The organism is Exiguobacterium sp. AB2 (assembly GCF_000696055.1).
Lineage (GTDB): Bacteria > Bacillota > Bacilli > Exiguobacteriales > Exiguobacteriaceae > Exiguobacterium > Exiguobacterium alkaliphilum.
Genome location: NZ_JNAA01000002.1, coordinates 29007 through 43634, shown reverse-complemented (window position 1 = coordinate 43634; position 14628 = coordinate 29007). Strand labels below are relative to the sequence as shown.

General features: G+C 53.4%; 14 protein-coding genes, 2 tRNA genes and 1 rRNA gene. All 17 read right to left on the bottom strand.

All coding sequences use genetic code 11. The features are described 5' to 3' along the window. A 16S ribosomal RNA gene (locus DI14_RS00410) occupies positions 1-98 on the bottom strand; the annotation flags it as partial. A 317-nt stretch (positions 99-415) separates the two neighbouring features. Beyond that, positions 416-1906 (bottom strand): lysine--tRNA ligase, encoded by a 1491-nt coding sequence (gene lysS / locus DI14_RS00405; RefSeq protein ID WP_034803763.1) that lies wholly within the window; start codon positions 1904-1906, stop codon positions 416-418. A 148-nt stretch (positions 1907-2054) separates the two neighbouring features. Then, entirely contained in the window at positions 2055-3050 is a 996-nt protein-coding gene (gene dusB, locus DI14_RS00400; protein WP_034803760.1) for a tRNA dihydrouridine synthase DusB, read from the bottom strand. A 23-nt stretch (positions 3051-3073) separates the two neighbouring features. Beyond that, positions 3074-3577 (bottom strand): 2-amino-4-hydroxy-6-hydroxymethyldihydropteridine diphosphokinase, encoded by a 504-nt coding sequence (gene folK, locus DI14_RS00395; RefSeq protein WP_034803757.1) that lies wholly within the window; start codon positions 3575-3577, stop codon positions 3074-3076. Continuing rightward, positions 3574-3939 carry a dihydroneopterin aldolase gene (folB, locus tag DI14_RS00390; protein ID WP_034803755.1) on the bottom strand — a complete coding sequence of 122 codons (366 nt, stop codon included), beginning with the start codon at positions 3937-3939 and terminating at the stop codon, positions 3574-3576. Before folB ends, folK begins: the two co-directional genes overlap by 4 nt. Next, positions 3932-4717 carry a dihydropteroate synthase gene (gene folP / locus DI14_RS00385; protein ID WP_034803753.1) on the bottom strand — a complete coding sequence of 262 codons (786 nt, stop codon included), beginning with the start codon at positions 4715-4717 and terminating at the stop codon, positions 3932-3934. Before folP ends, folB begins: the two co-directional genes overlap by 8 nt. Further along, on the bottom strand, positions 4714-5547 hold the full coding sequence (locus DI14_RS00380) for an aminotransferase class IV (RefSeq protein WP_034803750.1): 834 nt from the start codon (positions 5545-5547) through the stop codon (positions 4714-4716). The genes folP and DI14_RS00380 overlap by 4 nt, the downstream gene beginning before the upstream one ends. Next, positions 5531-6115, bottom strand: coding sequence for an aminodeoxychorismate/anthranilate synthase component II (pabA, locus tag DI14_RS00375; protein WP_034803748.1), 585 nt, complete (start codon positions 6113-6115; stop codon positions 5531-5533). The genes DI14_RS00380 and pabA overlap by 17 nt, the downstream gene beginning before the upstream one ends. After that, positions 6112-7491, bottom strand: a complete 1380-nt coding sequence (locus tag DI14_RS00370) for an anthranilate synthase component I family protein (protein WP_200871091.1) — start codon at positions 7489-7491, stop codon at positions 6112-6114. Before DI14_RS00370 ends, pabA begins: the two co-directional genes overlap by 4 nt. A 95-nt stretch (positions 7492-7586) precedes the next feature. Continuing rightward, a complete protein-coding gene (gene cysK / locus DI14_RS00365) occupies positions 7587-8540 on the bottom strand; it encodes a cysteine synthase A (protein WP_034803744.1) in 954 nt (317 codons plus the stop codon). 86 nt (positions 8541-8626) lie between these two features. Continuing rightward, entirely contained in the window at positions 8627-9553 is a 927-nt protein-coding gene (gene hslO / locus DI14_RS00360) for an Hsp33 family molecular chaperone HslO (RefSeq protein ID WP_051622478.1), read from the bottom strand. Between the two features lie 20 nt (positions 9554-9573). Further along, positions 9574-10338 (bottom strand): type III pantothenate kinase, encoded by a 765-nt coding sequence (locus DI14_RS00355; RefSeq protein ID WP_034803743.1) that lies wholly within the window; start codon positions 10336-10338, stop codon positions 9574-9576. Between the two features lie 94 nt (positions 10339-10432). Further along, a complete protein-coding gene (gene ftsH, locus DI14_RS00350) occupies positions 10433-12454 on the bottom strand; it encodes an ATP-dependent zinc metalloprotease FtsH (RefSeq protein WP_034803739.1) in 2022 nt (673 codons plus the stop codon). Positions 12455-12559: 105 nt separating this feature from the next. Then, a complete protein-coding gene (gene hpt / locus DI14_RS00345) occupies positions 12560-13105 on the bottom strand; it encodes a hypoxanthine phosphoribosyltransferase (RefSeq protein WP_034803736.1) in 546 nt (181 codons plus the stop codon). 35 nt (positions 13106-13140) lie between these two features. Then, positions 13141-14364 (bottom strand): tRNA lysidine(34) synthetase TilS, encoded by a 1224-nt coding sequence (gene tilS, locus DI14_RS00340; protein WP_034803734.1) that lies wholly within the window; start codon positions 14362-14364, stop codon positions 13141-13143. Between the two features lie 66 nt (positions 14365-14430). Then, positions 14431-14502, bottom strand: a tRNA-Glu gene (locus tag DI14_RS00335). Positions 14503-14511: 9 nt separating this feature from the next. Next, positions 14512-14588, bottom strand: a tRNA-Met gene (locus tag DI14_RS00330). Positions 14589-14628 lie beyond the last annotated feature (40 nt).

Below are 14628 nucleotides of genomic sequence, written 5' to 3'. Positions count from 1 at the left end.
ATCCCCCCGAAGGGTTCGGATGACTTCCTGCGCTCGACTTGCATGTATTAGGCACGCCGCCAGCGTTCGTCCTGAGCCAGGATCAAACTCTCCAAAGAATTTGATATAGCTCTTGAAATGACGAAGCTTGCGCTTCATTCAAAAATTGTAAAACTTTTTTTGCCTCATCGTTCAGTTTTCAAAGTTCGTCTGTCGCTCATTGGCGACTCTTAAAATAATACAAGTCATCGACACAGTTGTCAACCACTTTTTTATTTCTTTCCGCTGCCATCAGCGGCAACGTTTATTAACTTACCGTATGTCGAACTGAAAGGCAAGTGTTTTTCAAAAACTTTTTAAAAATAATTTTAAAACGGATAAAAACACCCCCGGCCAGTCAAGCTGGGACGGGGGCAAAGCCACGTGAAGTCGGCATTTATTGCTGGTGACGCATTGTTGGGAAGAGTAAGACGTCACGAATTGATGGTGCATCTGTGAGCAACATGACAAGACGGTCAATTCCGATTCCGAGACCGCCAGTCGGTGGCATGCCATATTCGAGCGCCTCTAGGAAATCGTTATCGAGTTCGTGTGCTTCATCATTCCCCGCTTCTTTCTCAAGCAACTGTGCTTCGAAACGCTCACGTTGATCGATCGGGTCGTTCAACTCCGTGAACGCGTTCGCGTGTTCACGACGGACGATGAACAACTCAAAGCGGTCCGTGAAGCGTGGGTCTTGATCATTCTTTTTCGCAAGTGGTGACACTTCGACCGGATGGCCAGTGACGAAAGTCGGTTGAAGCAACGTCTCTTCTACTTTTTGTTCAAAGAATTCATTGACGATATGACCGAACGTCATATGATCTTGAACTTCGACACCGTGCTCTTTCGCAAGTGCGCGTGCTTCTTCATCCGACATCTGTTGCCAGAAGTCGACACCTGTCTCCTCTTTCACCAAGTCGACCATGTGGGCACGTTTCCAACCGATTCCGAGATGAATCGTATCTTCACCGTACTGGACATCTGTCGTGCCTAGCACTTCTTTCGCGACGTGCGCAACCAATTCTTCCGTCAAATCCATGATGTCGTTATAATCCGCATATGCTTCATATAGCTCAATCATCGTGAACTCTGGGTTGTGACGTGTCGAGATTCCTTCGTTACGGAAGACGCGTCCGATTTCATAGACGCGCTCAAGTCCACCGACGATGAGGCGCTTCAAGTGGAGCTCAATCGCAATTCGCATATATAGTTCCATATCGAGTGCATTGTGATGCGTCAAGAACGGACGGGCCGCTGCACCACCGGCAATCGTATGAAGCATCGGCGTTTCCACTTCAAGGTAACCGCGTTGATTTAAGAAAGTACGGATTTCCGAGATGATTCGGCTACGCAAAATAAACGTCTGACGTGAATCATTGTTTGTGATTAAGTCGAGATAACGTTGGCGATAACGTTGTTCGACATCTTTAAGTCCGTGGTATTTATCCGGAAGCGGTCGCAACGCTTTCGTCAACAGTTCAAACGCTTCAACGTGAATCGACAATTCTCCCACGTTCGTTTTGAACAATTTCCCTTTCACACCGACGATGTCACCAAGGTCAGACGATTTAAACAAATCGAACGCCTCGTCACCGACATCATTCTTGCGAACATAAATTTGAATCTGGCCAGTGACGTCTTGGATGTGGGCAAAGAAGACTTTCCCTTTCCCACGCTTCGTCATGATTCGGCCAGCAAGCGTCACGTCGACAGCTTGTTCAGCGAGCGCTTCTTTCTCAATCGCCTCATATTGTTCGTGCAATTCACCGGCATGGGCCGAGCGTTCGAACCGCTGACCGAACGGGTCTAAGCCGCGTTCGCGCATTTCCGTCATCTTTTCAAAACGCACCTGCATTTGGTCGTTCATTTCCAACTCGTGACTCACTACTCCATTCACTCCTCTATACGTATTGGGTTTCTCTCTAATAAAAAACTGTCGACCCGATGGCCAACAGCACAGCCTGAGCCGTTCGCTCATTGCGTAGCGCTTTTTCGCCAAACAAGCTTACCATAAATCACTTTTTTACACTAGTTCACACTTCTTGCATCTGTCGTTCGAGTTGCTCGACGAAATGGTACAAAATGATCCCGAACGTATCACGTGATTCAGCCTCATTGATTTGCTTGCGAACCGGGCCGCTCCCTTTCAATCCTTTCAAGTACCAGGCCGCGTGTTGACGCATTTCCCGCACTGCCGTCAGCTCGCCTTTGATGGCAATCAATCGATCGAGGTGAAGCATGCATATATCAATCTTCTCCCGCGCTGCCGGTTCTGGCGGGAGTTCACCTGTCTCTAAATATTGAACCGTCTGGTAAAGCATCCACGGGTTCCCTAAAGCGGCCCGGCCGATCATGACGGCATCGACGCCGTAATGGTCGATCGCGTGTTTCGCTTCTTGCGGTGTCGAGATATCGCCATTCCCGATAATCGGAACGGTCGCAATCTTTTTCGCTTCGCCAATCCATTCCCAATTCGCCGTACCTTCATATTGTTGGGAACGGGTCCGCCCGTGGATCGCAATCGCCGAGGCGCCACCCGACTGGGCCGCTCGGACGTTATCGAGAATGTAGATGTGATCCTCGTCCCAACCGAGACGCATTTTGACGGTGACCGGTTTTTCGACCGCATTCGAGACGGCATTTACCATCTCATACACTTTCTCCGGGTCGAGTAACCACTTCGCGCCCGCCTCACACTTCGTCACTTTTGGGACCGGGCAACCCATGTTGATGTCGATAATGTCCGCATTCGTATTTTGGTCGACGTACCTCGCCGCCTGTACGAGCGTCTCTTTCGACCCGCCAAAGATTTGAAGACTGAGTGGTTTTTCTCGCTCATCGACGTACAGCATCCGTAGCGTCCGCGCGTTCTCTAACAAAATCCCTTTATCGCTCACCATCTCGGCACAGACGAGCCCGGCACCGAACTCTTTCGCGATGAGACGAAATGCCGGATTCGTGACGCCGGCCATCGGGGCGAGCACGGCCCGATTCTTAATGTCCACGTTTCCAATCTTAAAACCTGACATAGCTCCACTTCCTTTTATAGACGTTAAACCGATTCAACGAGCGACTGTAACGATTCAAGCCGGACTACATCGCGCCGTTCCGCTTCCGGTAGCGCGAGGAGCAGGTCGTGAACCGTCTGGCCTCTCACCACGAGCGTCGGAGCGATTTCCGCGAGCGGGGCGAGGACAAAAGCGCGTTCATGCATCCGCGGATGCGGTACAGACAAGTGCTTCGATTGTATATCTTCGCCGTTATAAACCAAGATGTCAAGGTCGATTGTACGGGGGCCGTTCTTAAAGAGACGTTCCCGCCCAAGCTGTCGCTCGATGTGTTGTAACCGGTCGAGGACGTCTTCGGCCGAACGTGCCGTGACGACTGCAACGACCATATTATAGAACGAAGGCTGGTCCGTATATCCGACCGGTGCCGTCTCATAGACGGACGACCGACTCGTGACACGAAGCCCTTCCGCCTCCATCGCTTCAATCGCCTCGTGTAAGTAACGGGCCCGCTCACCGATGTTTGAACCGAGTGCGATATACATCATCCGTTTCGCCTCCGCGTCATCTCGATGGCGACCGAGTCGTAGTGTCCCGGAATCGGCGGGTCCGGTTTGATCACTTTGACGGTCACGCTTTGAATCTTATCGCTGTGGGCGAGCACGGCTTGCGTGATCCGTTCGCCGAGCGTCTCGAGCAGGTTGACCGGTTCGCCCGTGACGATCGCTTCTGTCACTTGATACAAACCGGCGTAGCTGACCCCGTCATCTAAATCATCCGAAAATCCGGCCGGTGCCAGGTCGAGTTCACACATCAAATCGATATTAAATCGCTGCCCGAGTCGATTTTCTTCTTCAAACACACCGTGATACCCGTAAAAGCGCATCCCGTTCACAAACATTTTATCCATGTTGTCCGCCTCCTAACATCACGTCCATCATCCGCGCGGCCCGTTTATTCGCACGTACGTCATGCACCCTTACCCAAGCGCAACCTTTCATAATGCCGAGACACGTCGTCGCAATCGTCCCTTCTAGACGTTCCTCGGTCGGTAAGTCGAGCGCCTGTCCGATAAACGACTTCCGGGACGTCCCGAGCAGAACCGGGTACCCGAGGTTCGTGATGACATCAAGCCGGTTCATCAGTTCAAGGTTCTGTGCATAGTCTTTCGCGAAACCGATGCCCGGGTCGAGCCAAATCAACTCGTCCGACAAACCTGCCTCGTGCGCGAGCTCAATCGATTCTTGAATGTCGCCGACGACTTCTTCGATGAAATGTCCGTAATTCCGATTGTCCCGGTTGTGCATCAAAATAATTGGGACGCCATACGCGTTGGCCACCTGCACCATCGAGCGGTCGCCCCATTTCGATCCCCAGACATCGTTGATGATATCCGCCCCGGCTTCGACGGCCGCTCGCGCGACTTCCGGCTTGTACGTGTCAATCGAAACCAACACGTCGAGCTCTGCTTTTAATCGGCGAATGACCGGGACGACCCGTTCAATCTCTTCTTCAGCTGATACGAACTGCGCCCCTGGCCGTGTCGACTCGCCGCCGACATCAATCGCATCGGCCCCATCCTCGACGAGTTGCCTCGCATGCGCAATCGCATCGTCAAGCACCGTATAGCGGCCACCATCCGAGAATGAATCCGGTGTCACATTCAAAATCCCCATCACGTTCGTCATGTCGCACTCTCCTTTTCAATCGTCTTCAATACACGTTGCCACACCTCCGTGAAGCGCGCTCCTTCTTTACCAGGGAAACGACGGCCAGAAAAATCGGTCACCGGCGCAATTTGTTGAATCGAGTTCGTCAGCCAAATCTCTTCGGCCTCGGCCAACTCTTCAAACGTGACAGCCCGCTCCGATACGTAAAACGTCTCCATCACCCATTTTCGGGTCACACCGGCGAGCGCGCCCGATGAGAGCGGTGTCGTAAAGAGACGACCGTCCCGTTCCGTCCAAAACACGTTCGAGACGAGCCCTTCTACGACACTTCCACTCTCATCCGCAAACAACCCTTCGGCCTCACGGTCAATCAAGGCACGTTTCCCGAGAATATTGTTCATATAATGATGCGACTTCAAACGAAACGCGGCTTCAGGTCGGCTTCGCGGAAACGGCAACGCCTCGAGTCGCTTTTCAACCGGTGCGAACGCTTCGGCGAGCGGCTTGACGAGGAGCGTCACGTTCGGCCGCCCATACCGTCCGTCGTGAAGCCCGAGTGGTGCGACGCCCGCCGATACGTTGAGGCGAATGTAAAGGTTTGGGGCATCGTTTTGTCGAACGACGTCTTGAATCGCTTGTTCGATGTCTCGCTTTCGATAAGGCAAGTCGATCCACAGCGCGTCTAAACTGTCAGTGAGTCTCTCCCAATGCGCATCGAACAAGAACGGCTTCCCGTCAAACGTCCGAAACGTTTCAAACAACCCCATTCCGTACAGGAAACCGTGATCGGACACGGGGATGCACACTTCATCGCTTCCACGTAACTCGCCGTTATGCCATAGCCACATGACGATACACCTCGATAAAGTTTCGAATCATCTCTTTGCCATGCTCCGTCAAAATCGCCTCCGGATGATATTGCACCCCTTCAATCGGCAACGTCTTGTGGCGGAGCGCCATAATCTCACCTTCCCGCGTCTCGGCCGTCACGTCGAGACAGTCCGGGAGCGACGCACGGTCAACGGCGAGCGAATGATATCGCGTGACGACCGTATCTTGGGGGACGTCTTGAAAGAGCGTCTTGCCGTCATGCCGAATGTTCGACGTCTTCCCGTGCATGAGCCGCTCGGCATGGACGACTTCGCCACCGAACGCTTGCGCGATCGCTTGATGACCAAGGCAGACGCCAAGAATCGGAACTTTCCCGGCAAACGTACGAATCGCCTCCACACTGATGCCGGCCTCATTCGGGGTACATGGTCCCGGCGAGATGACGAGATAGCTCGGAGCCAGCGCCTCGATTTCCTCGAGCGTGATGTCGTCGTTCCGGCGGACGACGAGTTGTTCGCCGAGCTCACCGAAATATTGCACCAAGTTATATGTGAATGAATCATAGTTGTCGATGAGTAAAATCATGTTGTCTCCTCCGCTTTCGCTTTCGCCGCCCAGAGCGCTTTCGCCTTTGACAACGATTCTTCATATTCGGCGACCGGGTCCGAGTCGATGACGATGCCCGCGCCGGCTTGAACGTGTGCCACCCCGTCTTTGACGACCATCGTCCGAATCGTAATGTTGAAGACGAGGTCGTCGGCCCAACTGAGCCAACCGTACGAGCCGGTATAAATGCCGCGCCGAACCGGTTCGAGTTCCTCGATAATCTCCATCGTCCGAATTTTCGGCGCCCCTGTAATCGTTCCGCCCGGGAACATCGCCCCGAGCGCTTCAGCACCGGAAACATCGTCCCGAATCAGACCGCGGACGTTTGAGACGATATGTTGGACGTGCGAGTACTTTTCGATGACCATCAACTCGTCGACGTGGACGGTGCCGTACGCCGCCACTTTCCCAAGATCGTTTCGTTCCAAATCGACGAGCATGACATGTTCGGCCCGCTCTTTCTCGTTATCTAACAACGTTCGGGCCAGTTCCATGTCTTCCGCCTCGTCACGTCCCCGCGGCCGCGTCCCGGCGATCGGGCGTGTCGAGATGGCAGAACCGTGCTTCTCAATTAACAGCTCGGGCGACGCCGATACCATCGTCAAAAAATCGTCTTTGAAGTAACCCATATACGGTGACGGGTTCATCTCACGAAGCGTGTCATAGACGTGGCGCGGGTCGGCGAGGAGCGGCTCGGATTGTCTGACGCTCAAGTTGACTTGGAACACGTCGCCTTCCACGATATATGCTTGAATCGTCTGCACCGCCGCGACGAACTGTGCTTGCGATAGGGACCGCGCCCGCTCCACGTCACGATCGACGACGGGTGCGAAAGCGTAATGTGTCTCCGTCTGCCAAAGTGCCGCGAACCGATCAAGCCTTGCCTCGACATTTCCTTCTGCCGTGACCATGACGTACAAGAGCGACTCGGCTTCATCGAAGACGGCCACTTCATCGAACAACAAGAACGAAACGTCCGGCGTCGCCAAGTCATCGGCCGCTTCACGTGGCAACCGCTCGAGCGTCCGCGCGACGTCATAGCTCACATAGCCGATCATGCCGCCAAAGAACGGGGGTGCCCCGTCCGGACGTTCGACCGCATAACGCGAACGGACCGCTTCGACGATGTCGAGCGGGCGACCGTTTAACGTTTCAAGCCCTGCTTCCGTCCTCAACGTCCCGATGTGATCTTTCACGTGAAGCGTCCCGAACGGCTCGACGCCCGCCATCGTGTACCGACCGGCCCGGCCGCTCTCGAGCCACGCATGGTGGGACTTCCCTTCTGTCAACGTTAAGTATGTGTCGTACATCTTCTGTTTTGTCATATGGATTGTTTTGAACGCTGTCGTCCGCACATCCGATTCCCCCGTTCCTCTAGTTCATGCCTCTAATTGTACACAAGAAAAGGCAGTTCCCGAAAGAAGTTGTCTTCTAGGAACTGCCTCATACATTATGAACGGACACTGTCCGATTCTTCGTCGAATTGGTAGAGCGGCGTGCTCAAGTAGCGTTCTCCGTTTGATGGGATGATCGCAAGCACGTTTTTGCCTTTGCCGAGTTGTTTCGCCGTATCGACCGCTGCTGCGATGGCCGCGCCTGACGAGATGCCACCGAGGACCCCGTTCGTCCGTGCCGCGAGTCGAGCGTATTCGAACGCTTGGTCCGTCGTGATTTGCAGGACACCTTCATAAATCTCCGTATCGAGAATCGATGGGACGAACCCTGCGCCGATGCCTTGGATTTTATGCGGCCCCGGCTTTCCGCCTGAAAGGACCGGCGAATCAACAGGTTCAACTGCCAAGATTTTCACGTCCGGATATTTCGCCTTCAATACTTTACCGGCACCTGTAATCGTGCCACCCGTTCCAACACCAGCGATGAACGCATCGACGTCCAATCCTGAGGCCTCGAACGCGTCGACAATCTCAGGTCCCGTCGTCATCTCATGGACGTTTGGGTTGGCCGCATTGTTGAATTGTTGAGGCAGGAAGTATCCGTTCGCTTCCGCTTCTTCGGTCGCGCGACGAATCGCGCCGCCCATTCCTTCAGGACCTGGCGTCAAGATGAGCTCCGCCCCGTAACCGCGAAGCAAGTTGCGACGCTCCATGCTCATCGTCTCCGGCATGACGAGAATCGCTTTATAGCCTTTCGCTGCGCTGACCATCGCGAGTCCGATCCCCGTGTTGCCACTTGTCGGTTCGATGATGGTATCGCCCGGCTTCAAGATGCCTTCTTTTTCAGCTGCCTCGATCATGGCAAGTGCAATCCGGTCTTTTACACTCGAGCCCGGATTCATGTACTCCAACTTCATATAAACCGTTGCATCTTCCGGACCTGTCAGCCCGTTCAACTTCACAATCGGTGTCTTCCCAATCAAGTCTGTCACTGAATCTACGATACGCATGTTACTTCCTCCTCATAATTCCGACTATTCCGATAATGTAATCATACCCTATCGAATTGAAAATATGCAATTTGGAACGAAGCCGTTTAACGCGCTTGTTGTTTCATTGCCTCGAGCTGTTCTGCCGAGAAGTGATACTTTTCACCACAGAAGTGACAAACCGCTTCCGCGCCGCCGTCTTCTTCAATCATTTGACGAATCTCTTCGGCGCCGAGCCCGATAATCGCACTTTCCATGCGGTCACGGCTACACGTGCAGTTAAATTGGACCGGTTTTTGGTCAAGTAGTTCTAGACTATCGCCAAGAAGCATCTCGAGCATCTCTTCCGGTGTCTTTTCTTCTCCGATTAACACCGATACCGGCGGGAACGTCTTCAATGCGGTTTCGAGTTTTTGAATCGTCTCTTCTGACGCGTTTGGCATCAATTGAACGATGATGCCACCTGCTGCGAGAATCGACTCGTCTTCAGGAAGAACGAGAACGCCGGCACCGACGACTGACGGCACTTGTTCCGAAGTGGCGAAGTAGTACGTGAAGTCTTCACTGATTTCACCCGTTTGAATTTCAGATGACCCACCGACGTAATCTTTTAAACCGAGGTCTTTAATGACCGAAATTGTCCCACGTCCGACCGCTTCGCCGACTTTGAGCTTTGTAAGGCCATGGTCGTTGACGAACGTGCCACCTTCGACACGCGGATGCGAGACGTATCCACGCACATCTCCGGCCGTGTCGGCATCGACGATGATTTTACCAATCGGTCCGTCGCCTTCGACTTTGAGCGTGACGCGGGCGGCGCCTTTTTGCATCGCCCCGATCATCGTCCCAATCGTCATCGTCCGACCGAGCGCCGCCGAGGCGACAGGTGTCGTCTGATGGCGGAGCTGCGTCTCAAAAATCGTCTTCGTCGTGCGGACGGCGAAGGCGCGGACTTCCCCGTTGAACCCGAGGGCACGAACGAGGTAATCGGCTTTCATTTGGTCAAGTAATGCTTGTTGTTCTGGTTGAATCATATCGTGTAACTCCTTTATGGTCATTTCTGGTTGCGTTCATAGATGAGGCGAAGCCCGTCGAGCGTCAAGAACGAATCAACGGCATCGATCGTCTCCGCGTGTTCGCTAATCAAACGCGCGAGTCCGCCCGTGGCGATGACGGTCGCTTCCCCGACTTCGCGCTTGATGCGGCTGACGATGCCATCGACTTGGGCGACGTACCCGTAGTACGTCCCGGACTGCATCGCTTGAATCGTGTTCTTTCCGACGACAGTCGGCGGGGTCGCGAGTTCGATGCGCGGCAACTTCGCCGCACGTTGATAGAGCGCCTCGACCGAAATCATGATGCCCGGCGAGATGATGCCGCCGTGATAGCGTCGGTTCGCATCGATGTAACAGTACGTCGTCGCCGTCCCAAAATCAACGATAATGAGCGGTCCGTCGTATTTGGCAATCCCGGCGACCGCATTGACGATGCGGTCCGCACCGACTTCCCGTGGATTGTCGACGTGGATGTCGAGGCCCGTCTTCACACCGGGACCGACGACAATCGGGCGGACGTTGAAGTAGCGTTGTGACATCTGTTCGAGTGGAAAGATGACCGGCGGGACGACGGACGAGAGAATCACGCCATCAACTTGGTCGAACGAGACGTTCGAATGATCAAACAGTGACTTGATGAGCATTCCATACTCATCGGTCGTTTTTGTGCGGTCCGTCGAGATGCGCCAATGGTGGACGAGCGTCTCACCGTCATACATCCCAAGAACAATATTTGTATTCCCAACATCAATCACTAAAATCATGATAGCGTTCCTCACTTTGTTGTCAATTACAGTTCGCTCGAATTATAACACGAAAAAAGACGAATGCCTCATGAAGGGCATTCGTCTCTAACACTTACCGTGAATCGTTGTTCGGGCGTTCTGTCGGTGTCGCTTCAGGCTTATCGCCTTCTGGGACGACGTCCGGCTTCACTTCTTGAACCGACTCCGGCTGGTCGATGACTTGTCCGTGCTTGACGGCCGCCTCATCTTTTTTCGCCTCGTCTGAATCATCCGTTGCATCCGTCGGCTCTGCCGGCTCGTGCGGGAGATATTCGCGTGTTTCAATCAAGTGACGAATCTGCTTCGAGTCGAGCGTCTCGACTTCAAGCAGCGTTTTCGCAACGAGTTCAAGATCGTCGCGACGATCGGTCAACACTTGCTTCGCTTTCGCGTAACAACGATTGATGATTTCGCGAATCTCAAGATCGATTTCTTGCGCGATGGCATCCGAGTAGTTCTGTTCTGTTTGGAAGTCACGGCCCAAGAACACTTGGCCACCATGATTTGAGCCGAGCTGGAGCGGTCCGAGCTTGTCGCTCATCCCGTAATCCATGACCATCTTCCGTGCGATTCCAGTCGCGCGTTGGAAGTCATTGCTCGCGCCCGTCGACACTTCCCCGAAGATGATGTCTTCGGCGACGCGACCGCCGAGGAGTCCGACAATCTTATCCTCAAGCTCAGGTTTCGTCATGAAGTAGCGATCTTCTTTTGGAAGCATGACGACGTATCCGCCCGCATTACCGCGTGGGACAATCGTCACTTTATGCACTTCATCGGCGTTCTCAAGTTCAATCCCGATAATCGTATGACCCGCCTCATGGTAGGCCACGATGTTTCGTTCTTTCTCCGAGATGACGCGACTCTTCTTCGAAGGGCCAGCGATGACACGGTCAATCGCCTCTTCCACATCGACAATCGAAACAGCCGCACGGTTCGAGCGGGCTGCGACGAGCGCCGCCTCGTTGAGCAAGTTCTCCAAGTCCGCACCTGAGAAACCAGGTGTCCGCTGCGCGATCGACTTCAAGTCGACCGTCGAATCGAGCGGCTTGTTGCGTGCATGGACTTTTAAGACTTCTTCACGGCCTTTCACGTCAGGGCGGTCGACCGTGATTTGACGGTCAAAACGTCCCGGACGGAGAAGGGCCGGGTCAAGAATGTCCGGACGGTTCGTCGCGGCAATCATGATGATGCCTTCGTTATCACTGAATCCATCCATTTCAACAAGGAGTTGGTTAAGCGTCTGCTCACGCTCATCGTGGCCGCCACCGAGACCGGCACCACGTTGGCGTCCGACCGCATCGATCTCATCGATGAAGATGATACACGGTGCGTTCTTCTTCGCGTTCTCGAACAAGTCACGGACACGTGATGCCCCGACCCCGACGAACATCTCGACGAAATCAGAACCTGAAATCGAGAAGAACGGTACGCCGGCTTCACCCGCCGCTGCACGAGCGAGGAGTGTCTTACCTGTCCCTGGAGGACCGACAAGAAGGACACCTTTTGGAATCCGTGCGCCTAGTTTCGAGAACTTGCGCGGGTCTTTCAAGAACTCAACGACTTCAATCAGTTCTTGCTTCTCTTCGTCCGCTCCGGCAACGTCTTGGAACGTCACACGGCGCTTCTCTTGGTCGTACAGTTTCGCCTTCGATTTCCCGAAGTTCATCACACGACCGCCACCGCCGCCACCTTGGGCTTGGTTGAGCAAGAAGAAGAACAAGATGAAGATGATGATGAACGGTAAGATCGCAAATACGATACTGAACCAGTTCCCGCTCGACTCCGCTTCTTCGACACTAATGTTCGTATTCGCACGAAGTGACGAGAGCACTTCGGCATATTCGGCCTCGTTGGCCGGGATGTTCGTTTCAAAACGCTGGTCGTCATCTCCTGTTAAATCACCTGTAATCGAGATGGCACCCGGAATTTCTTGCACGGTCGCCGTTTCAATCCGACCTTCTTCCACATATTCCAAGAACTCCGAGTACGTGAGCGTCTCGCTCTGGCTACTCGGGTTTTGTAAATATTGAAGGAACAAGATCAAGGCTAGGAAAATCACACCGAAAACTAAGGTGTTTTTCACTGCACGATTCATTCTCTGCCTCCTATTCCGAGAAACGATGTTCTCGCCCATTCAGTATATGTGTATACTTTGGGTATTTCTTTTATCTTACCACGTCACATTTTCAAAAGAAAAACGTTAGCCCCCGTAAACGCTCGGCTTGAGCACACCGACGTAAGGGAGGTTGCGATATTTCTCTTCATAGTCGAGACCGTAGCCGACAACGAATTCGTGCGGGATAACGAAACCGCTATAATCTGCGGACAATCCGTTTTTACGGCCTGTCGGCTTGTCGAGTAACGTGACGATCTTCACCGACTTGGCTTTACGATACTTAAGGAGGTCGACGAGATAGGCGAGCGTGAGCCCGCTATCAATGATATCTTCTACAATCAAGATGTCACGACCTTCTACAGACGTATTTAAATCTTTCTCAATTTTCACTTCACCTGTCGATGACGTCCCGCCGTGGTACGTCGATACGTCCATGAAGTCCATCTCAAGATGAATGTCCATCTCTTTTACGAGGTCTGACATGAACGGCATCGCGCCTTTCAATACACAGACGAGAAGCGGAAACTCTTCTTTATATTCTTCGCTGAGTGTTGCCGCGAGTTCTTTCACTTTTTCTTGAATCTGTTCGCTCGAAATGAGCACCTTTTCCATATCGTTCTTTAATGACATCTTGAAATCCTCCTCTTTCTAATCCGACACAATCATCATTTTACCATTAATCGTGGGCATCTCGCATCCGACTTCTCCGGAAAATCGGAAACTCTTATTCCTACTATAGCGATAATTCGGCCAGTTGCGTCAACTAATAACGGGATGAGCGGTCGTTTTTCCTTCGGGACTTTTGCATCGATGAATACGCGAGCGACTTTCTTCGTTCCGACCGAGAGGCTGATTCGGTCACCCGGGCGCGGGGCGCGAACGTATAAGGGCCACTCGAGTGCATCGAGCGGGAAACCGCGACCACCATCCGTCACCTCGAGCGAAACGACGTGTTCACCAAACGTCACGCGTTCCGGGAGCGTCTCGACTCGTTGCGGCGACGGGATTGACAGTCGCCCCCGTTCCGTCAGAGCGAGGCTACCGTCACGCTTCTCTAAACGAAAATCCCCGCCCACATCGTAAACACCCGTCCCTCGCTTACTTCGCATGAGTCGCGTCATGCCTTCCGCTACCTGTACCCCAAAACGCTGTGATAAAAGCCGGCCGAGCACATGCCGCTCTTCTTCCGACAAGGTCGCAAGCGTCGGAAGTTTCACATGAAACGCTTTCATTTCAAACCGGACGTGACGCGCCATCCAGTCGGCCATGGCCACATACCGTCGCTGCCAAATTTCACGGTTCAGACGCGCCGCTGTGCATACATCTTGCACAAGCGTCGGCCATTCAGCTTGTAGCTCCGGAATGATCAGATGACGCATTTCATTGCGTAAATAATCGGTCTTCGCGTTCGTGGCATCTTCCCGCCATTCCAAGTTGTGGTGCTCCGCATACTCGATGAGCCGTTGTTTCGTCTCGTCTAACAACGGTCGGACGAGTGTTCCGCTACCGAACGGGCGACGTTCCGGGATGCCCGTCACTTCGATGACGTTACGGTGTAACTGAATGAGTACCGTCTCGACGACATCGTCGGCGTGATGGGCCGTCATCAACTCCCGATAGCCATGTTCACGCATGACCGTCTCGAAAAAGGCGTAGCGCGCTTCCCGAAAAGCGGATTGCGAGGCGGCTTCAAGTTCCAATCGCGTGCCGTGAAACGGGACGCCGTACGCGCACGCGAGTCGTTCCACGAATCGATATTCTTCATCGGATGCACGGCGCTGCCCGTGATGAACGTGCGCAATCGCGACGTCATGACCCTGCTGCACCATCCGATGAAGCAACACGACTGAATCCAATCCACCCGATACGGCAACCAATACGTTCGGCATCGTTCTTCCTCCTCGAGATAACAAAAAAAGCCACCTCAGATGAGATGACTTGTTCGCTTAGGTAAGTGACCCGTACGGGATTCGAACCCGTGTTACCGCCGTGAAAGGGCGGTGTCTTAACCGCTTGACCAACGGGCCTAAATAAAATGGTAGCGGCGGAGGGAGTCGAACCCACGACCTCACGGGTATGAACCGTACGCTCTAGCCAGCTGAGCTACACCGCCATGTTATTGTTGTGTCCTAAGCACATTTTCTATAATAACC

Bases quoted from the DNA above. Each gene is read 5' to 3' on its own strand.
- DI14_RS00355 (WP_034803743.1), bottom strand. From the start codon at position 10,338: ATGATTTTAGTGATTGATGTTGGGAATACAAATATTGTTCTTGGGATG.
- pabA (WP_034803748.1), bottom strand. From the start codon at position 6,115: ATGATTTTACTCATCGACAACTATGATTCATTCACATATAACTTGGTG.
- DI14_RS00380 (WP_034803750.1), bottom strand. From the start codon at position 5,547: ATGTGGCTATGGCATAACGGCGAGTTACGTGGAAGCGATGAAGTGTGC.
- folP (WP_034803753.1), bottom strand. From the start codon at position 4,717: ATGACGAACGTGATGGGGATTTTGAATGTGACACCGGATTCATTCTCG.
- folK (WP_034803757.1), bottom strand. From the start codon at position 3,577: ATGATGTATATCGCACTCGGTTCAAACATCGGTGAGCGGGCCCGTTAC.
- cysK (WP_034803744.1), bottom strand. From the start codon at position 8,540: ATGCGTATCGTAGATTCAGTGACAGACTTGATTGGGAAGACACCGATT.
- tilS (WP_034803734.1), bottom strand. From the start codon at position 14,364: ATGCCGAACGTATTGGTTGCCGTATCGGGTGGATTGGATTCAGTCGTG.
- folB (WP_034803755.1), bottom strand. From the start codon at position 3,939: ATGGATAAAATGTTTGTGAACGGGATGCGCTTTTACGGGTATCACGGT.
- hpt (WP_034803736.1), bottom strand. From the start codon at position 13,105: ATGTCATTAAAGAACGATATGGAAAAGGTGCTCATTTCGAGCGAACAG.
- ftsH (WP_034803739.1), bottom strand. From the start codon at position 12,454: ATGAATCGTGCAGTGAAAAACACCTTAGTTTTCGGTGTGATTTTCCTA.
- hslO (WP_051622478.1), bottom strand. From the start codon at position 9,553: ATGATTCAACCAGAACAACAAGCATTACTTGACCAAATGAAAGCCGAT.
- dusB (WP_034803760.1), bottom strand. From the start codon at position 3,050: ATGTCAGGTTTTAAGATTGGAAACGTGGACATTAAGAATCGGGCCGTG.